The organism is Paraglaciecola sp. MB-3u-78 (assembly GCF_002835935.1).
Lineage (GTDB): Bacteria > Pseudomonadota > Gammaproteobacteria > Enterobacterales > Alteromonadaceae > Paraglaciecola.
Genome location: NZ_PJCF01000006.1, coordinates 454,514 through 474,871 on the forward strand (window position 1 = coordinate 454,514; position 20,358 = coordinate 474,871).

The 20,358-nt window shown below is 41.7% G+C and carries 18 protein-coding genes and 1 pseudogene; 16 read left to right on the forward strand and 3 right to left on the reverse strand.

All coding sequences use genetic code 11. The annotated features are described in order from the left end of the window. Positions 1–411 precede the first annotated feature (411 nt). The 7 genes and pseudogenes from CXF95_RS16410 (at position 412) to CXF95_RS16440 (ending at position 4,994) form a co-directional block, all read left to right on the forward strand. The gene (locus CXF95_RS16410; protein WP_101199685.1) at positions 412–942 is read left to right on the forward strand and encodes a DUF3750 domain-containing protein; all 531 of its coding nucleotides are present in this window, start codon (positions 412–414) and stop codon (positions 940–942) included. A gap of 211 nt (positions 943–1,153) precedes the next feature. After that, positions 1,154–1,444, forward strand: a complete 291-nt coding sequence (locus tag CXF95_RS16415) for a spondin domain-containing protein (RefSeq protein ID WP_369809325.1) — start codon at positions 1,154–1,156, stop codon at positions 1,442–1,444. Continuing rightward, a pseudogene (locus CXF95_RS16420) lies at positions 1,431–2,042 on the forward strand (winged helix-turn-helix domain-containing protein); the annotation flags it as partial. The gene CXF95_RS16415 and the pseudogene CXF95_RS16420, both read left to right, overlap by 14 nt. 77 nt (positions 2,043–2,119) lie before the next feature. Next, complete coding sequence (locus CXF95_RS16425) at positions 2,120–2,314, forward strand: DUF2065 domain-containing protein (protein ID WP_198556608.1); 195 nt, start codon at positions 2,120–2,122, stop codon at positions 2,312–2,314. 120 nt (positions 2,315–2,434) lie between these two features. Further along, on the forward strand, positions 2,435–3,733 hold the full coding sequence (locus CXF95_RS16430) for an adenylosuccinate synthase (RefSeq protein ID WP_101199687.1): 1,299 nt from the start codon (positions 2,435–2,437) through the stop codon (positions 3,731–3,733). A gap of 245 nt (positions 3,734–3,978) precedes the next feature. Beyond that, positions 3,979–4,395, forward strand: coding sequence for a VOC family protein (locus CXF95_RS16435; protein WP_198556609.1), 417 nt, complete (start codon positions 3,979–3,981; stop codon positions 4,393–4,395). A gap of 131 nt (positions 4,396–4,526) precedes the next feature. Further along, a complete protein-coding gene (locus CXF95_RS16440; RefSeq protein ID WP_101199689.1) occupies positions 4,527–4,994 on the forward strand; it encodes a Dps family protein in 468 nt (155 codons plus the stop codon). 178 nt (positions 4,995–5,172) lie between these two features. Here CXF95_RS16440 and CXF95_RS16445 read toward each other — a convergent pair whose 3' ends face one another. After that, on the reverse strand, positions 5,173–5,844 hold the full coding sequence (locus CXF95_RS16445) for a YitT family protein (protein WP_101199690.1): 672 nt from the start codon (positions 5,842–5,844) through the stop codon (positions 5,173–5,175). A 350-nt stretch (positions 5,845–6,194) separates the two neighbouring features. Here CXF95_RS16445 and CXF95_RS16450 point away from each other — a divergent pair, with 350 nt between their 5' ends. From CXF95_RS16450 to CXF95_RS16465, 4 genes are all read left to right on the forward strand, one after another. Beyond that, entirely contained in the window at positions 6,195–7,085 is an 891-nt protein-coding gene (locus CXF95_RS16450; RefSeq protein WP_198556610.1) for a dienelactone hydrolase family protein, read from the forward strand. Between the two features lie 133 nt (positions 7,086–7,218). Next, on the forward strand, positions 7,219–7,740 hold the full coding sequence (locus CXF95_RS16455; protein WP_101200093.1) for a hypothetical protein: 522 nt from the start codon (positions 7,219–7,221) through the stop codon (positions 7,738–7,740). Between the two features lie 108 nt (positions 7,741–7,848). Then, positions 7,849–8,070 carry a hypothetical protein gene (locus tag CXF95_RS16460; RefSeq protein ID WP_101199691.1) on the forward strand — a complete coding sequence of 74 codons (222 nt, stop codon included), beginning with the start codon at positions 7,849–7,851 and terminating at the stop codon, positions 8,068–8,070. Between the two features lie 469 nt (positions 8,071–8,539). Then, positions 8,540–9,007: an LEA type 2 family protein gene (locus tag CXF95_RS16465; RefSeq protein ID WP_101199692.1), complete on the forward strand. Its 468-nt coding sequence runs from the start codon at positions 8,540–8,542 to the stop codon at positions 9,005–9,007. A 62-nt stretch (positions 9,008–9,069) separates the two neighbouring features. Here CXF95_RS16465 and fadA read toward each other — a convergent pair whose 3' ends face one another. Together fadA and fadB are read right to left on the reverse strand one after the other, a co-directional pair. Next, positions 9,070–10,233: an acetyl-CoA C-acyltransferase FadA gene (fadA, locus tag CXF95_RS16470; RefSeq protein WP_101199693.1), complete on the reverse strand. Its 1,164-nt coding sequence runs from the start codon at positions 10,231–10,233 to the stop codon at positions 9,070–9,072. Positions 10,234–10,262: 29 nt separating this feature from the next. Next, the gene (gene fadB, locus CXF95_RS16475; RefSeq protein WP_101199694.1) at positions 10,263–12,413 is read right to left on the reverse strand and encodes a fatty acid oxidation complex subunit alpha FadB; all 2,151 of its coding nucleotides are present in this window, start codon (positions 12,411–12,413) and stop codon (positions 10,263–10,265) included. A 437-nt stretch (positions 12,414–12,850) separates the two neighbouring features. Between fadB and CXF95_RS16480 the strand changes: the two genes are divergently transcribed. The 5 genes from CXF95_RS16480 (at position 12,851) to CXF95_RS16500 (ending at position 20,282) form a co-directional block, all read left to right on the forward strand. After that, a complete protein-coding gene (locus CXF95_RS16480; RefSeq protein ID WP_232787888.1) occupies positions 12,851–14,620 on the forward strand; it encodes a lytic transglycosylase domain-containing protein in 1,770 nt (589 codons plus the stop codon). A gap of 81 nt (positions 14,621–14,701) precedes the next feature. Then, on the forward strand, positions 14,702–16,048 hold the full coding sequence (gene pepQ / locus CXF95_RS16485) for a Xaa-Pro dipeptidase (RefSeq protein WP_101199696.1): 1,347 nt from the start codon (positions 14,702–14,704) through the stop codon (positions 16,046–16,048). Between the two features lie 427 nt (positions 16,049–16,475). Continuing rightward, a complete protein-coding gene (locus tag CXF95_RS16490; protein WP_101199697.1) occupies positions 16,476–18,803 on the forward strand; it encodes a carbohydrate binding family 9 domain-containing protein in 2,328 nt (775 codons plus the stop codon). An 87-nt stretch (positions 18,804–18,890) separates the two neighbouring features. Next, on the forward strand, positions 18,891–19,826 hold the full coding sequence (locus CXF95_RS16495) for an SPFH domain-containing protein (RefSeq protein ID WP_101199698.1): 936 nt from the start codon (positions 18,891–18,893) through the stop codon (positions 19,824–19,826). A 3-nt stretch (positions 19,827–19,829) separates the two neighbouring features. After that, positions 19,830–20,282: an NfeD family protein gene (locus CXF95_RS16500; RefSeq protein ID WP_101199699.1), complete on the forward strand. Its 453-nt coding sequence runs from the start codon at positions 19,830–19,832 to the stop codon at positions 20,280–20,282. Positions 20,283–20,358 lie beyond the last annotated feature (76 nt).

Sequence of the window (20,358 nt, forward strand, 5' to 3'; positions counted from 1 at the left end):
CTCCTCCGACCCCACAAAACCCAGCCAGCGGGGCATAATGTCAATGCCAAGGGCGTTTTATTTTAAATGATAAAGCGATCCTTGGAGTTAATATTGGCCAAGGTAAATTCTGGCAATAGAATTGATACAGGATTGTCTCTTTGCCAAACTTGGCTTTGAATGTCTATCAGTAGTGAATTTTACTGATCCTGTTTAGATGTGGAAACAGCAGCATCGTAAACATCAGTATTGTTAATTTGAATATTTTTTTAATTTTGAGAATTGGAAAGTCACTTAGGTTGTGACTATACATATCCTGATAGGAAGTGTTTTTATTGTTTTGCATAGACAGATTTGCAACACCGTAGTGATAGTGTTTGTTGTTACATGAATACTTTCCTCCTGTAGAGATTGAGTCCATTGAGGTGTATTTTGAATAAAAGTAGTGTGATTATTTTGTTTTTCGTATTTTTTTTGGGCTGTACCAATACAAACTGGCGCGAAGCAAGCCGAGAGCCTGCGGGTATCGCAGCTGATCCAACAACACAGAAAAGTGCCGTGATTGAGGTGTATGCCGCCGATGCTTTTAGTTGGCGAGGTTGGTTTGCAGTGCATACTTGGATAGCGGTTAAACCTCAAGATGCGGCCGAGTATACTGTTTACGAAGTTGTGGGTTGGCGAGTAAAAAGCGGCCTGCCTGCGTTGCGTGAGTTTAAAACGGCCACACCAGACCGTTATTGGTACGGTGCAAAACCAGAAAAACTTTTATCAATACAAGGCGATAAAGCCCGAAGACTGATCCCACAAATTTCTGATGCAATTGCCCTTTACCCTTGGGCCAATGAATACACTCTGTTCCCTGGCCCCAATAGCAATACGTTTCCCCAATGGGTTGGACTGCAAATACCCGAACTTGGTTTAGAACTGCCTTTTCGTGCTTTAGGTAGCGGTTATGCTGATTAGCACTAGTGTTTATCAATTCGTATTCTTTTTGTGATACTTTCGCGACTTCTTCGCTCCATACTCTATCTCGCAACGTCAATATAATTAATTTAACGCGGGAAATCCTATGAACAAACTTACTAAAATTTGCGCCGCTAGCGCTTTGGTTTTTGCAAGCAACCACTCTTTTGCTGCAGATGTCACAATTACAATTCAAAATCTTACCCAAGGTATGTACTTCACGCCTATTGCGGCAGTAGCGCATACACCTGATACAAGTTTATTTGAAGTGGGTGAAGAAGACAGTCCAGAGATCCAAGAAATGGCAGAGGGTGTTAGTTTAGCCGGACTCACCACTTTAGCTACTTCTATCAGTGCAGATGTATTATCAGAACCTACTGCAGGGCCTTTAGGGCCGACCGAATCAGTTTCAGGTGCATTTATGACGTCTGATGGCAATACAGTGTTGTCAGTTGTTGCGATGATTTCACCTTCAAACGATGGTTTTATTGGCCTTGGCTAATGAATATTCGTTACTTATTTTAGATGTTATGTTGCCAGGAGTCAGTGGTTTAGACATTTGCTGTCAAGTACGAGAGCAAAAACCATCTCAAGCGATTATCATGCTCACTGCAAAAAGCTCAGAGACAGATCGGGTGCTGGGATTAGAGTTGGGTGCAGATGACTATATGACTAAACCTTTTAGCGTGCGTGAGTTGCAGGCTAGAGTGCGCTCACAATTGCGTAAAGTGCATGTGATACAGGCTGCCTGCAATGCTCATGTTATAGAAGATGACGGACCTTTAGTGATTGGTGCATTGCATATCAATCAAAAGAACCACCAAGTCGTCTTTCAAGAAAACGTACTTGAGCTGACAGCCACAGAGTTTGAATTGCTGCATCACCTAGCTAGCCATCCGAATCAGGTTTTTAGTCGCAGTCAATTGTTGGCGTCAGTGTGGGGTTATCATCATAGTGGATATGAACATACATTGAATTCCCATATCAATCGGTTGCGCGCTAAAATCGAACAAGATGCCACGTCACCACAAATAGTGCAGACTGTTTGGGGAGTGGGTTATAAATTTAATCCTCAGGGCGTAGAATTGCTAAAAGTCTAAAGTGTGTTACACCCACTACTTGTGTTAGCCGACAATCGTATTATCCTAGCGTTAAAAATATGACTTATGGTTTATAAATGTTTTCATTTGGTGAAGTAATTCTGGTGGCGTTGGCTATGGTTCTCATAGTCGAGGGGATTGGCCCGATGTTATTTGCCAATAAATGGCAACGTTTTTTGCAGCAAATATCGCAACAACCTGTTAACCAACTTCGCACTATGGGAGGCATTTTGGTCACTATTGGTGTGGTCAGTTTGATTTATTTACTTTGATTTTATGCCTGTCTTTATTCGCCGTAATACAATTGATTATAAGCTGCGCGATTTTGCTATTTAGAAGCAGATTGTTTTTTGTTAGAATCCCCGCCTAATTTTACTACTCCCTTCTATTTCATGGCTAAAAATGTTGTTGTACTTGGCACCCAATGGGGTGACGAGGGTAAAGGTAAGGTTGTTGATTTACTCACAGATCAAGCAACTTATGTAGTGCGTTATCAAGGTGGCCACAACGCTGGTCACACTCTTGTCATAGACGGTGAAAAAACCGTCTTGCACCTTATTCCTTCGGGAATTCTCCGTGAAAACGTCACTTGTGTTATCGGCAATGGTGTCGTGCTGAGCCCTGAAGCGCTGCTCGAAGAAACAGCCATGCTAGAAGCGCGCGGTGTACCAGTTAAAGAACGCTTGGTTATCAGCGAAGCTTGTCCACTTATTCTGCCATACCATGTAGAACTAGACTTAGCCCGTGAAAAAGCCCGAGGTAATAAAGCCATAGGCACCACGGGTCGTGGTATTGGTCCAGCCTATGAAGATAAAGTTTCTCGCCGTGGTTTACGTGTAGGCGATTTATTTAATCCTGAAGACTTTGCTGTTAAATTAAAAGAAGTCCTTGAATATCATAATTTTATGTTAACTAACTACTATAAAGTTGAGCCAGTTAGTTATGAAAAAGTGTTGGCTGATGCGCTAGCGGTAGCGGATATATTAAAAGCAATGGTAGTGGACGTGACAGACGTATTGGACAAAGCCCGCTTACGTGGCGATGCGATTATGTTTGAAGGTGCACAAGGTACTTTGCTGGATATTGACCACGGCACTTACCCTTATGTGACCTCATCTAATACCACAGTAGGCGGTGTTGCTACTGGTGCGGGTTTTGGCCCGCTTAATCTGGATTATGTATTAGGTATCGTTAAAGCTTATACCACACGTGTTGGTTCAGGCCCTTTCCCTACAGAATTAGACTGTGAAGTCGGTCAGCACCTTGGCGTAAAAGGCCATGAATTTGGTGCCACAACAGGTCGCAAACGTCGCACCGGTTGGTTTGACGCTGTTGCCATGAAGCGGGCAGTACAAATCAATTCGATTACGGGGTTTTGTTTAACTAAGTTAGACGTACTGGATGGCTTAAAAAGTTTAAGTATTTGTATTGGCTATAAAGACGCTCAAGGAAATATCCAAGATGTGCCACCTATGGCAGCTGACGGTTATGAGTTGATCACACCTGTATATGAAAGCATGCCTGGTTGGAGTGAAAACTCTTTTGGTGTGACTGAATATGCGGATTTGCCCCAAGCGGCTAAAAATTATATTAAGCGCCTTGAAGAATTAACTGGTGTGCCAATAGACATTATTTCAACGGGCCCTGATAGAAACGAAACGATCGTTTTACGTCATCCTTTTGATGCTTAATTGTAATAACTAAAGAAGGCCGCAATTTGCGTAATGCCTTCATTTAAGGTCAACGGCATGATTGCTTTTAGCGATTGCATATCGGTTTTTTGTTACTTTCAAGCACCGGGGGTAACTTCGTTCTCGCTTTTCTTCCAGTTTACATCAAAGAACAAAACGCCAAGCAGTTGGGTCTGTTTTAAAACTCGGTCGCTTGCGGCCCCTTTTTTTATTAAACTTATCAACATTTTTATAGGTGATAAATAATGCTTACTCCCTTCCATCTTGCTATTCCCGTTGCAGATTTAGAGCAGGCTAAAGCCTTTTATGGTGGCTTGTTGGGTTGTGAAAAAGGCCGCTGGTCTGAACAATGGATCGATTGGAACTTTTTTGGACACCAGTTGGTGACACATCTAGTGACACAAATGCCTAGTTTACCCAAACATAATCAAGTGGATAACCATGCCGTGCCTATTCCACACTTCGGTGTGGTTTTAAATTGGAGTGATTGGCAAGAGCTGGCGAGTACGCTTAGTGCCGCCAATGTTGATTTTATTATTAAGCCTCATATACGATTTGAAGGGCAAGCCGGTGAGCAGGCGACCATGTTTTTTGTCGATCCTTGTGGTAACGCATTAGAGTTTAAGGCCTTTCAAGACATGCATCAGTTGTTTGCAAGCTAATATTAATAAACTGTTAGAACTTTTTACATTGATTAGTTAAAGCGATTGCGCAGTTTAATAATCTTCATTAGCCATCAAGCCTCATTAGGATTATTGTTGATTCACACTCTCAACCCACAAGGGAACAAATAATGAGTAATATTAATATTGGTATCAATGAACAAGACAGAGAAGTCATTGCACAAGGCTTAAAGTGTTTGTTAGCAGACTCTTATACGCTGTATTTACAAACCCATAATTTCCACTGGAATGTAACCGGACCTCAGTTCAGAGAATTACATCTTATGTTCGAGGAGCATTATACCGAGTTAGCGATAGCGGTGGATGATATTGCTGAGCGCATTCGTACTTTAGACGTGGCTGCACCTGGCACCTATAAAGAGTTTGCTAAGCTTAGTTCAATTCAAGAAGTCGACGGCGTACCCACTGGAACCGAAATGGTTAAGATCCTACTAAACGGGCACGAAGCAGTGGTTAAAACGTGTCGCAAGGTATTGGCATCGGCGCAACAAGCAGACGACGAATCCTCTGCAGCATTAGTGTCAGACAGAATGCGTATTCATGAAAAAACCGCATGGATGCTAAGGGCTTTGAGTTAAGCCAATATTAAAATAAAATGTATCATTAAAACTTATTGATACTCCAGATCACAAAAAAGCCGAAGTGGGTAAGTACACTTCGGCTTTTTTTACACCTGCTGTCTACCCAGCGTAAGCCTCAGAATTGCATGTGAAATTCGATAGGAGCGCTATTTAAACTACAGTACTAGATTGGGACCTACTCAACCGCACTTAATAGTTTTTCCTCTAAGGCTGCATCTTTGTGAATGCTTTTAGTCTTTTTAGACTCAATGTAAGCCTGATAACGGCCAGGCTTATGGTTAACTGCAATGAGTATGTTGAGCGTGATGGCACCCATCACTGATAAAATCACCAAATCAATACTAAAGATAAAGATCGAAGAGGTCAGAATGACAGCGTCTACCAACAAGCCAAAATTGCCTGCTCGAATATTAAACTTGTTCTGGAGATAAAGGGCTAAAATGCCTAAACCCCCTAGGCTGGATTTATGCCTAAACATAATTAATATACCTACACCAATCAACATACCGCCAGCCAATGCAGCAAAGATTGGATGAATGCTTTCAATTTTGATCACTTGCGGCATTTGTTCTGTCATAACCGACACCATAGATACTGAGATAAACGTATTGATAGTGAAACGCTTACTTAATTGAGTCCAAGCAATGAAGTAAAAGGGTATATTGACCAAAAAAAATAATAGTCCAAAGCTCATATCAAAAAGGTGGGTGCCAATAATAGCAATACCAGCAGTGCCGCCAGTCAGTAAATTATGCGTTCCAAACAACACCACACCAAAAGATACCAATACACCTGCACAAAAAAGTGCCAGTACGTCTTCATAAAATCTGTGTGTTGGGAAATTCACTGCTTTACCTCTATCTCTTTAATTATTTGAAAATTGCTCTGATCCGACGAGGCGCGGATTTTACAGATTTACACTTATATTGTTAGGCCAACAGACTGATCATGTTGCTGTGGGTTTAAGTGCTTCAGTAGCGGAAACTTTACGACTTGGGTTGGTTTTGTAAACAGGCTGTACCTAAGATGTTTCCTGAGTTGTTGGACAAGTTCGTCACCAATCTAGGACCGGTTACTAATGAGTGAAATTAAGCTGTTTTTGGTTTACCCATTGTTGAAGTTAAAGCATAGATGATCTTTATCGGTGCTTTTCAACTATGATTATGACTAAATTCATTGCCTAACAGAGAGAGCTTTATGTCACATATTTCGCCAAAACAGATCCCACAACAAGCCTTTGATTGGTATGACGATTATGCCCATGGTGATATTGACAGACGCACTTTTCTAAGTCGTTTAGGCTCATTATCTGTTGCAGGGCTGACCCTTGGCGCAGTGACGAGTGCGCTTACGCCAAATTACGCATTAGCTGAACAAATCTCTTTTAACGATCAAGATATAAAAGCGACCTATCAAGAATTTGAGTCACCCAATGGTCACGGAAAAGGGCGAGGTTATTTGGTTGTTCCTAGTCAGATGGATAGCAAAGCGCCGAGTGTGTTAGTGGTGCATGAAAACCGTGGGCTTAACCCTTATGTCCGAGATGTGGCAAGACGCTTAGCTAAGCAGGGTTTTGTGGCGTTTGCTCCAGATGCGCTGTTTCCTTTAGGTGGTTATCCAGGTAATGATGATGATGGTCGTGTTATGCAGCGCAGTATGGACAGCGAAAAAATTGATCAAGATTTTATAGCTGCGGCCGGTTATCTGAAAAAGCATGAAGCAAGTACGGGTAAATTAGGTGTAGTCGGCTTTTGTTTTGGAGGTTATGTAAGCAACATGCTGGCAGCAACTGCACCAGCACTTATCGATGCCGCTGTGCCATTTTATGGCACTCCAGCAACAGGCGATTTAGTTAAAAATGTCAAAGGGCCAATTATGCTGCAATTCGCTGAAAACGATAAACGTGTGAATGCCACTTGGCCTGACTATGAAGTTATTTTAAAAGCTAATAATGTGAATTATACCGCCCACTTTTATCCGAGTACCCAACATGGTTTCCATAATGATTCTACCAGCCGTTATGATCCCAAAGCGGCTGAACTTGGATGGTCGCGAACGCTGGAATTTTTTAAACAACACTTAGCCTGATTATCCTGTCTTCTAATGTGTTTTACTTTATTAAGAGCCAGCTACATTAGCTGGCTTTTCTGATCTTTACCTGTAATCCATTCTGGTCTTAAAGACGTATTAGATGAAACTGATTGTAGAGTTAAAAATTATAATGAAAAATTTTTTCATGTTGTTTTTATTAAGCCTACTACTGCAAGGCTGCGCTAATTACGATTATCCCAGTCAGGTTGTATTGGGTGAGAACATTATTGAATTTAAAGGCGAAAGCTTAGCAGGTGAAGCCACTTCTATCCCTCAAGTATTTTCAGGTCGCAATACCTTGTTGTTGTTTGGCTATGTACATAAATCGCAATTTGATATCGACCGCTGGTTGATTGGGTTAGACCAAACCAACACACAAGTTGCGGCCTACGAAATCCCCACCATTAAAGGCATGATTCCACAGATGTTTAGCACAGTGTTTGACGATGCTATGCGCGAAGGGATCCCAAAGGAAATATGGCAAGGCGTGATCACTGTGTATAAAGATGGCGAGAAAGTACAAAAATACACTGGCAATATAAAGCCAAAAAATGCCCGTGTGCTGTTGATAAATGCCCAAGGTGAAGTGACACATTTTTATGATAGAGGTTTTTCAGTTGAGGCTTTAAACGCTCTGAGAGACAAGCTTTAAAAACAGATTGAGTGTTTTGTTTAGACGTTGATAAATTTAGTTACATTTTTAGTAGTGACCTAAGTGTGAGGGTAAGCCATGCTTAACTGCTTAAATAAGGAATAAACAATGAATAAAGATATCAAAGGCTTGTGCTTGTTTTTGGGAATGATTGGTTTAGCTTATGCTGCAATACTGGTATTGACCATGTTGTTTACTGGCGTGAAAATTCTAAAAAGCATTGTATTTATCTCCGCTTTTTCATCATTTTTAGTCAGCCTTGGCCTAACACCTCAGGTTAAACAACGCTTAATGCAAGTGCTTAAGCAAAAAACTGCATTCTACAAATAGACTATTTAACCTGAAAATCTGGTTAAGATGTGCCGCTGCCCTTAAAATAACTTCAATAATAACAGTATGTTAGATTGTAATAGTGGCGCTGGACGGTATGACTTATCCAGAGCTCAGGTTATTTAATAAGGTGTGTTAAAACATGTCTTTATATTATTCATTTAGCAGATTTTATCTAGAACGGTCATTCATTTAGCCCAAATAGCCGAATAGTCACCACCGCTATTGAGTCTTTCGTCTGTCTCTTGCGGGTTGTATATCACATCATGGTAAGTGAATAAGGCCATGTTTGAACAATATGGCGGTAGAGTGAAATTTTAACAGGCAGGTTGTGAGCCTGTAGATGCTTGGGCACGTCCCTTAGATGAGAAATAATCGATTTAATACATATACTTTTTCTAGTAGCTGTAGATAATTGCATAACAATAATAATCTCATTAAAGTTGTCACAAAGGTAAAGGATAACACTTTGAAACTGTTCACATTTCGTCTAGCTACGCTATTTATTATGCTTATATTAACGAGCTGCGCTGCCTTAAATCCTAATTTTGAGAAGCCCAAAGTCAGTGTTAATTCCTTTAAAATACTGCCAAGGGGAAGTATCAATCCTACTTTTGAAATTGGTTTGCGAGTGGTTAATCCCAACAGTATCCCATTGAATTTAAAAGGCATGTCATACACTGCGAGTATTGAAGACAACAAGATTTTTTCGGGTGTGGCTAATCAACTCCCTATCGTGCAGGCTTATGGAGAAGAAGACATAAAACTAAATGCACAAGCAGATTTATTTGGGGGTATTCGGTTATTTGCGGATCTAATGAAGAAAAGGGATACACCGATTTCTTACACTTTAAAAGTCAAATTGGATGTCGGCACTTTTGCTCTGCCTATTTACATCACTCGAGAGGGAAATTTGACTATTCCAACCACTCATTAATCCAAAAAAAAGCACTACCTTTATCAGAGGTAGTGCTTTATTCACATAGGATTTTGAGTTAGTTAAACACGCTCAAACACCGTTGCAATACCCTGACCTAAACCAATACACATAGTGGCCAAACCGATAGACTTATCGTTAGCTTCCATGAGATTGATTAAGGTGGTGGAGATACGCGAACCAGAACACCCTAGTGGGTGACCTAGTGCAATCGCACCACCGTTCAGGTTGACTTTGTCTTCGTAACTATCAATCCAACCTAGCTGTTTGATACAAGACAATGCTTGTGCCGAAAAGGCTTCGTTAAACTCAGCCAGTTCTATATCTGCCATCGTCATACCAGCACGTTTCAGTGCTTTTTGAGTGGCAGGTACCGGACCATAACCCATAATAGCCGCATCACAACCTGCAACTGCCATAGCGCGAATTTTAGCCCTTGGGGTTAATCCTAGTGCTTTAGCTTTATCAGCCGACATGATCAGCATGGCAGATGCACCGTCAGATAAAGCAGATGATGTACCTGCTGTGACTGTGCCATTGACTGGATCAAATACTGGCCTTAGGGCTGCCATTGATTCAGCTGTAGAGTCTGGACGGATCGTTTCATCTACACTGATAGACTTTAAAATTCCGTCTACGTCATGGCCTTGTGTGGCGACAATTTCAGTGGCCCAGCGGCCCTCGAGTGTTGCTTTGTGAGCTCGTTGGTGTGAGCGTGCACCAAAGGCATCCTGCATTTCACGAGTGATACCATTTTGACGACCTAACAATTCAGCTGTCATACCCATGCTGCCTGATGCTTTGGCGGTGTGCTTCGCAATACCTGGATGAAAGTCTAAATTAAAATCCATAGGCACATGGCCCATATGTTCAACACCACCAATCATATACACGTCACCACGACCAGACATGATACCGCTAGTGGCATCATGTAAGGCTTGCATCGATGAGCCACATAAGCGGTTTACTGTGACTGCGCCCGTTGAGCGTGGGATATTCGTTAATAATTGTGCATTACGAGCAATATTGAAACCTTGCTCTTTGGTTTGCTGAACACAGCCCCAGATGATGTCTTCTATATCATTAGGATCTAAGTTCGGATTGCGTTCAACCAACTTTGACATTAAATGTGCAGATAAGGTTTCTGCTCGCACATTACGAAATATGCCGCCTTTAGAGCGACCCATAGGTGTGCGTATACAATCAACTACTACGACTTCTTTCATGATCTTCTCCTGAATTAATGTGACAAAGACTAAGCAAAATATGATTTATTTGATGCAGCCATTTCGCGCACACCATCAGAAATCTGATAAACCGGACCTAAATCAGCATATTTATCGGCTAATGCTACAAAGTTGGCTAAGCCCATCGTCTCGATAAAGCGAAATATGCCACCTTTAAAGGGAGGAAAGCCTAAGCCATAAAGCAATGCCATATCGGCTTCAGCTGCGCTGTCAACGATGCCTTCTTCTAAGCAACGAATAGCTTCATTGGCCATAGGGATCATCACTCGTGCAATAATTTCGTCTTTATCGAAGTCACGTTTGGCGGCGCAATGCGGGGCGAACAATTCGTAAGCTTCTGGCGCAGCTACTTTAGCTGGGCGGCCACGCTTGTCTAAACTAAAGTTATAAAAACCTTTTCCATTTTTTTGACCTAAGCGATCTGCTTTGTACAACAAGGTAACCGGGTCGTTAGCAATTTTCTGCATACGCTCTGGAATACCATCAGACATAACGCTAGATGCATGGTCAGATGTGTCCATACCTACCACGTCCAATAGATAAGCAGGGCCCATAGGCATGCCAAATATTTTCTCCATGACTTTATCAACCGCAACAAAGTCTGCACCATCCATTATCAACCTGCTGAAACCGGCAAAGTAAGGAAACAATACACGGTTGACTAAAAAGCCTGGGCAATCATTAACCACAATGGGGGTTTTACCCATTTTTAAAGTGGCTGCAACAACAGCTGAAATGGTATCTTCAGAGGTGTTTTCACCGCGAATAATTTCAACAAGGGGCATTTTGTGCACGGGATTAAAGAAGTGCATGCCACAGAAGCGTTCTGGTTTTTTCAGACTTTTAGCTAAATGATTAATAGAAATAGTCGAAGTGTTAGAACAAATAATCGCGTCATCAGAGACATACTGTTCTGTTTCGGCCAATACTATGCCTTTTACTTTAGGATTTTCGACGACCGCTTCAATCACTAAGTCGACGTCTTTAATGGCCGAATATTCTAATGTAGGCACGATGTTATTCAGCGTCGATGCCATAGTGGCTGCGTCGACTTTACCGCGCTGCATGCCTTTGCCTAAAATAGTCGCGGCTTCTTTTAAACCTAAGTCTAATGCAGCTTGGTTTATGTCTTTCATTATCACAGGCGTGCCTTTCACCGCAGACTGGTACGCGATACCGCCACCCATGATACCTGCGCCTAAGACGGCTGTTTGTTTGATCACCTTTTTAGCGGCTTTGGCTTGTTTTTTACCTTTACCTTTAACCAATTGATCAGCTAAGAAGATACCCACTTGGGCCTTGGCTGCGTCGGTTTTTGCTAATTTCGCAAAACCTTGGTTTTCTAATTTAAGGGCCCCATCCCTATCAAGGCCAGCGGCTTTTGATACGGTCTCTACCATCATATGCGGCGCTGGGTAATGTTTACCTGCCTGGGCAGCCACCATAGCTTTGGCAGTTGAGAAGCTCATCATAGCTTCGTTTTGATTAAGTGTCAGGGGTGCTTTTTTCTCTGCACGGCGATCTTGCCAATCAAAATCGCCAGCAATCGCGTCTTTAAGCATGCTCAAAGCTGCATCAGCTAACTTTTCTGGTGCAACGACTGCATCTATCGCGCCTTCACCTAGTGCTTTTAATGCTTTGCGATCACGGCCTGTGGTCATCCACTCTAGTGCATTATCAGCGCCAATAAGGCGAGGAAGACGCACTGTGCCACCAAAGCCTGGCATTAAGCCTAGCTTCACTTCTGGAAAGCCTAAGCTTGCGGTGGTATCTGCCACACGAAAATCACAGGCTAAGGTCATTTCACAACCGCCACCCAGTGCAAAACCGTTTATCGCTGCGATAGTTGGGAAAGGTAAGTCTTCAAAGCGATCAAATACTTGAGAGGTTTTGCCTACCCAAGCCAGCACTTCTTGGTCTGGCATATCAAATAAACCAGTAAATTCAGTGATATCTGCACCCACTATAAAGGTGGATTTTGCTGAACGGACTACTACACCTTTTACATCTGAATTGGCTGCTAGTGCCTGCGTCGCCGCATCTAAGTCTGCAACGGTTTGTTGATCAAACTTGTTCACCGAACCTTGCGCATCAAATACTAATTCTGCAATACCATCTTGCAGTAAATTAACCGTAAGGCTCTTACCTTCGTATATCATTATCATCTCCTGTGGCTATCGCCAAAGCGTGGGTGTGGAAGAGGCCAACGGCTCTCCGAGTACAGATTATATGAATTGTTGTTAAAAAAAATGGAAAGGGCAACCTAACCTTTAACAAAACAAACTATGAGTTATTACATGTGGGTGAATAGAGTCAATTCAACTGGTCATGCCAGTTAATGTATGAAATATTCAAAATACTCGCATTTATCATTACGCAAGTTTGTTAGTATCAGGACTTGTACATTAGTTGGCCCCCCTTTTATGTTTTGGAACTTGTGACTATTCGCTATTTACTATGCCTGGTCGTTGCTACCGCGTTGTTTACTCAGATTGTAGTGGCAGCACCTACGTTCGATCGTGAGCAACAAAGAATCCTTTTTCTTAAAGCAGAGAGGCTTGCATATAATCCAAATAGTAGTGCCTTTAAAGAGATAATGGAACAACTGGAAGGTTATCCATTAAAGCCTTACGTTGAATTAAAAACGTTAAGTAAGTTCCCTTTTATGGCGAATAAAAAACAAATAGAAGGTTTTTTAGGCAAATACGGATCATCTCCTTTAGACAGACCTTTGCGCAAAAAATGGTTGGTCTATTTGGCCAAACAAAATCAACCTGAACTGTTTATGCATTTTTATCGAGATATGGGTAATGTCGCTTTGAACTGCACTTATGCAGAAATGTTGCTGCAAAAAGACTCGTCTAATGCTGAAGCATTGAAGCTGGCAGAAAATCTGTGGGTCGTGGGTAAATCACAGCCAAATGACTGTGATGAATTATTCAAGACCTGGCAAAAGGCTGGTAAACGTACATTAGAATTAGTATGGAAAAGGATGTCCTTGGCGGCTGACGGTGGCAATCACACCTTGATCCCCTATTTAAAAACATTGATGCCCAAGGAACAGCAATATTTAGCTGATCTTTGGTTAAAGGTGCGTCGCTCACCTAGCCAGGTTTCTCGGCTATCTAATTTTCCGGGCAAATACCCAGAAAAGGAAACTGAGATACTGGTTTACGGTTTACAACGCCTTATCAGTAATAATAGGGATTTAGCGTTACGTAGTTGGGAAAAACTGTCGAGTAAATTTGCTTTTTCGACATCACAACAAAAACAAATTTCACATAGGTTTGCTATTTTTTTAGCCCTAGCAGATCATGAACAAGCTGAAGTTTGGCTAGAAAAAGCCACAAGCTTTGAACCAGATGCCGAATTATTACGTTGGCATTTAGCCCATGTTTTAAGGCAAAAAAACTGGCAAGATGCCTTAGATGTCATAAGCCTCGTGCCCGCCAACTCAGCCGACGATAATGTATTTCAATACTGGAAAGCCCTGGCTTACGAGAAGGTAGGCGCCCAAAAATTAGCGGACGAAGGCTTACATAAATTAGCTAAACAACGTCATTATTATGGTTTTTTGGCAAGCGGGAAATTATCTGAAATGCCTAGCTTAAATGACAATCCATTACTCATCCCCCAGGAGGAAATAGACAAGGTGGCTTCACTGCCTAGTGCACAAAGAGCTTTTGAATTCAGAAAGTTAGGACGTAATCTTAGTGCAAGGCGAGAGTGGTTTTCTTTACAAGGTCAATTGACCGATCAACAGAACGTAACCGCAGCTGTGCTTGCCAGTCAGCAGAACTGGCATGACCAAGCCATTTTTGGTTTTTCCAAATCAGGCTATCTGGATGACTTGAGCCGACGTTTCCCCATGCCGTTTGATAGTCAACTGCAAAGCAATGCTAAAAAAAATAATATTGATGTCGCTTGGGCATATGCCATCGTCAGACGTGAAAGTTCTTTTATGCCAGACGCAGCCTCTCACGCCGGCGCTTTGGGCTTGATGCAAGTGATGCCGGGTACGGCTCGTTATCTCGCCAAGAAAAAAATCAGAAGAAATAGTTTATTTAATCCCAACAGAAATGTTGAACTGGGTACGCAATATATGCGTTACCTGATGGATAAAATGGATAACAATGCCATATTGGCCACTGCGTCTTATAATGCCGGTTGGCGAAGGGTTCAACAGTGGCTGCCTGAAAAAGGTAATATGCCCTTGGACTTATGGATAGAAACCATTCCCTACAAAGAAACCCGAAATTACGTTAAGGCAGTGTTGGCTTATCAGCAAATATACAGCCAACATTTAGGTGGCAGTGAGAACCTATTTAAGAAATTAGCCACTATGGAAATACAACCAAAAAGTTAGACGCGTCTTTGCAACATATGCAAGGCCAACAGCCCTAAGCTTATGTTAATCTACTATTCTATTCTTTGATGAGAGTCAGGCATGTCAGTTCTAGCGCAATCAGTACAATTAGCACAATTAGCACAAACCTATCCACAACATATTTCTGAGCTTCAAAGCCGGACCCGTGAAGCTATTCAGCGGGAAAGTATTGAAGGTTTGATCATCCATTCGGGGCAAGGTAAGCGCTTGTTTTTAGACGATAACAACTACCCTTTCAAAGTGAACCCTCAGTTTAAGGCGTGGTTGCCCGTCATCGATAATCCCAATTGTTGGCTGATTGTGAACGGCGTTGATAAGCCAAAGTTAGTATTTTACCGACCTAAAGATTTTTGGCATAAAGTGCCTAATGAGCCAAATGATTTTTGGGCTGAGCATTTTGATATAGTATTTCTGACTCAAGCTGATGCAGTGGAAAAGCATCTACCATTTGATAAAAGTAAATATGCTTATATAGGCGAATATATTGAAGTGGCTAAGGCCTTGGGTTTTGAATTAGTGAATCCAGATAGGATCATGCATTATCTTCATTACCAGCGCGCCTATAAAACAGATTACGAATTACTGTGTATGCGTGAAGCAAACCGTATTGCGGTGGATGGACATCGTGCTGCCAAAATGGCTTTTGATCAGGGACTAAGTGAGTTTGATATTAATTTGGCTTATCTTGGAGCCGTCAGGCAAGGTGACAACCAGGTCCCCTATCATAATATTGTTGCACTTAATGAAAATGCATCCATATTGCATTACACCAATTTAGAAACAGAAGCGCCGACCCCAGCCCATTCTTTTTTAATTGATGCTGGGGCAAGTTTTAATGGTTATGCTGCTGATATTACCCGCACTTACGCTCGAGAAAAAGGGGTCTTTGCAGACTTAATCAAGTCTATGCATCAAATTACACAACAATGTGTGAGTGAGTTAAAACCAGGTGCCTCTTATGTTCAAATTCATACCAGTGCTTATCATCAAGTCGCAGCACTTTTATGTGACTCAGGTATAGTGAATTTGGATGCTTACGATATGATTGAAACAGGCATAGTTAACACCTTCTATCCCCATGGCATTGGGCATTTCCTTGGTTTGCAAGTCCATGATGTGGCGGGTCATGTTTCTGATGATAGAGGTACACCTCATCCCGCCCCTGATGCCCATCCATTTTTGCGCAATACCCGCACTATCGAAGCACGGCAAGTTTTTACTATTGAACCAGGTTTATATTTTATTAATAGTCTACTGGCGGAGCTAAAAAGCAGTGAGCAATGCAAATATATTAATTGGAATGTTGTGGATAGTTTACGACCTTTTGGTGGTATTCGAATCGAAGATAATATCATTGTGCACCGCGATAAAAACGAAAACATGACCCGTGAGTTACATTTAAATTAACCTGAACTCTGGATAAGACGTGCCGCAACACGAAAAGTAATTATAACAAAAACAGTATGTTTGATAAGGGCTTTTGAAATCTGCTAAAATTGACCTGCTACAAAGTGAAGCACTTGTTTAGTCTTTATTGTAAAAACTAGCGACCAACAGAAACACTTATGAAGTGTTTCTGTTGGTCTAGTGATTTTCAATATTTGTGTGGCACAATGTCAAGCTGACACATCTGATAGTGATACCTTCTCCATTGCTGAAAAAGTGTTGTATATAGCCAAACATAGAGTCCCTTACAGTGGCATATGCAACTTGTCTGGCTAACAGGTTGATTTAACGCATAAATATGTTTTTACTGCACATTTAGTTTACCCTTTTTCGATTTGTCAAAAACGCCATGTTGGATGAATGCTTTTGTTAATCGGAACCTTTATACATGCTTCGACTTTTTTTCTGTCTACTACTTTTTCTGGTATTCACTCACAACACTTATGCACAACAAACTACTTCTAAAGAGGATATTTCAAATGACTTCGCCAAACTAGATATTCCAAATTTAGGTGGAGAAATAAAAGTTGATGGTGAGCTTGATGATATCCAGTGGCAACAAGCGAAAGAGTTAGAGCTTAACTATGTTACACGTCCATTTGAAAATACCCGCCCTCCGGTGACCACTAGAGTCAAAATATTTGAGAATGGCGATACCCTATATGTGGCATTTATTGCTCAAGATCCCAGGGTAGAAAACATCAGTGCGTTTTATCGAGACCGAGATGGCATATGGAGTGATGATTTAGTCGGGATTAAGCTTGATACTTTTAATGATAGTCGTTTAGCTTACCAGTTTTTTGTGAATCCTCATGGTATTCAAGCAGATTCTATTCAAAATGAAATGACTGGCGGCGAAAGTGATAGTTGGGATGGTATCTGGCAATCGGCAGGTAAAATTGTTGCTGATGGTTATCAGGTGGAAATGGCTATTCCGTTGCGTATTTTAAACTTTGAAGAGGGTAACGAGAATAAAGTTTGGGGCGCTGAACTTGTTCGTTATTATCCAAGAGCGGATCGTTTACGTATTTCGAATATGCCTCGAGACCGCAACAACTCCTGTAATTTGTGTCAAATGGGCGCTATTGTTGGTTTCAAACAAGCCAAACAAGGTAAAAATTTAGCCTTAGTGCCCACATTGGTATTGGGTAAAGGGCAGAGCCGTGACCCAGAAGAAAGCTTTGAATGGGAAGACTCAGATAACCAAGAAATAGGCTTGGACGTGAAGTGGGGCATTACCCCAGAAATATCTTTACAAGCCACACTTAATCCAGATTTTTCTCAGGTGGAAGCCGATGTGGCTCAGCTGAGTATTAACGACACCTTTGCACTTTTCTTTGATGAAAAACGGACATTTTTTTTAGAAAATGCCGATTACTTTTCGAGCAACTACAATCTCGTTTATACCCGTAATGTGGGGGCGCCTGATTATGGTGCTAAAGTAACTGGGCGAATTGATCAACATACCTTTGGTATTTTTGTTGCCAATGATGAATCCACAACTTTCTTAGTACCAGGGAATTTGGGCTCCAGTATTGCTAATGTTGAACAGGAGTCACTTAATCTAGCTTTACGTTATCGATATGATTTATCCGAGCATCTATCCATCGGCTGGACCGGCACTTTGCGTGATGCACAGGGGTATTACAATTACGTCAATGCTATTGATGCTAAATATCAACTTACAGATAACGATACCTTTCGTGCACAAATATTACGTTCAGATACGCAATATCCAATTGACCTATACACAGAGTTTTGCGACAACAACTGTGAGCAGGACGAGGACTATTCAGAGACCGCCTTACGCTTGAAAAATACCGACGCTTTTAGCGGTAAAGCTTATCGTGTCAGTTATACCCACGAGGAGCGTAATTGGAATGTTTTTTTAAACCGAAATAGCCGTGGATCAGGTATTCGCACTGATTTAGGTTTTGGCTCTTTGGCTGACCGTCATCAGTCGGTAGTGGGCGGTGGTTACAACTGGTACAGTGAAAACACTTGGTGGAATAAAGTCAGATTATCCGGTGACTGGGATATCAGCCATAACGATAATAACGAACTGATCGAGAAAGAGTCTGAAGTGCATCTGAGCATGAATGGTCGATTGCAGTCCTACTTTGAAATAAGCTTTTTAAAGCGAGATAAAGTGGGGCTTCGTGCTGACTCAAGTATTCTGAGTATCACTGACAACAGCACATTATTCACCGAGCAGCAAGGCAGTTTTTATTTTGAAATGCGTCCAAGTCCATCGTGGTATTTTAGTACATTTATGCGTTTTGGAGACCATATTGACTACGACAACAACCGCTTGGGTAAACAATGGTTAGTGCGTCCTACTATAAACTGGAATATTGGCAAAAGTTTGCAGTTTAAACTGCGTCACACTTATCAAAACCTTGATGTGCATAATCAGCAACTGTTTACCGCCAACCTATCTGATTTTCGTACTACTTATCAGTTCAATCAACGCCAGTTCTTGCGTCTAATTTTGGTGTATTCTGATATTGAACGTAACCAACAAAATTATACTTTTGATGTTGACGCCAACAGTATAGGATTAGGCACGCAACTTTTATATTCGTACAAACTCAATCCACTCACCAAATTTTTTGTAGGTTATTCAGACTCTGCCTATCAAGATGATGTACTCACTTCATTGACCAAAAGTGGGCGTTCTGTGTTTATGAAATTCAGTTATGCATGGCTAAACTAGCGGATTGGTGAAGCTTGATAATTGTTTGCTTTGGCCATATATATTAACTTGCGGCAAGTCTAGCCGTGTCGAAGAAGGAAGGCAGTGATGGAAGTATTACTCGATTATATTTTGACCGCACAAACACTCGTTTTAGTTTTTGTGGTGGTGTTACTTAAAACCTCAATTAAATTTGTCCCACAAAACCGTGCCTATGTAATAGAACGATTTGGTAAATATCAGTCAACTAAAGAAGCTGGGTTAAATTTTATTGTACCCTTTATTGATCGTATTTCCGCGGATCGTTCGTTGAAAGAGAAGGCTGTAGATGTACCTGAACAAAGCGCCATTACCAAAGACAATATCTCGCTGTCAGTTGATGGTGTTTTGTATTTTCGAGTGCTTGACCCTTATAAGGCCACCTATGGAATAGATGATTACGAGTTTGCCGTGACTCAACTAGCACAGACCACTATGCGTTCTGAATTAGGCAAAATGGAACTCGATAAAACCTTTGAAGAAAGAGACGTGTTAAACATCAATATCGTCTCGGCGATCAATGATGCTGCGGGTCCATGGGGTATCCAAGTTCTTCGTTATGAAATCAAAGATATTGTGCCGCCTCAATCTGTAATGGAAGCGATGGAAGCGCAAATGAAGGCCGAACGAGTCAAACGGGCACAAATTTTAGAGTCTGAAGGTGACAGACAGGCCGCCATTAATCGCGCCGAAGGTCAGAAAGCCTCAGTAGTCTTAGCCGCAGAAGCCGATAAAGAAGAACAAGTATTACGTGCAGAAGGCGAAGCCAAAGCGATAGTTGCAGTCGCTGCCGCTCAGGCAGAAGCCCTCAGACAAGTAGGTGAAGCCGCTGTCACCCCTGAAGGACAAAAAGCCATACAATTGGATTTAGCCACTAAGGCCATTGAGGCCAAACATGCGATTGCTAAAGAATCCTCTGTGGTGTTATTGCCTGATAGCAGTACTGAAGCCGCGAGTGTTGTAGCCCAAGCGATGACCATTATTAATCAGTTGAATAAGGGGTAGTGTATGGACTGGGCATTCAATAATTTAGCTGAAAGTTTGCTCATTCTCGGCATACTTTTATTAGTGATTGAAGTGGCAGTGTTGGGTTTTTCAACCTTTGTACTGTTTTTTGTAGGCTGCGCTGCTGTGGTCACCGCAGGTTTATTGTATGTGGGTTTTATTCCAGATACTTGGTTGTCAGCAATGTTGAGCACAGGCGTGCTCACTGGGTTATCCGCTGTTTTGTTATGGAAGCCTTTAAAAAATATGCAAACGCAGGTGGACACTACAAAAGCACAAGGCGATTTGGTCGGACACCGTTTTATATTATTGGAAGATGTGGCTCCTGAGTTGACCCCTGAATATCATTATTCAGGGATCGACTGGAAGCTAAAGTCCAATGAACATTTGGTAGCTGGCACTCAGGTAGAAGTGACACAAGCTGATGTTGGCGAATTCCACATCAAAGCTAGCTAACTTTTACACTGCGAGTGTCTTTTATGTAAGTCGGGTTGATCCCGACTTTTTTTATTGTTTTAGGGTCATTGCTTGT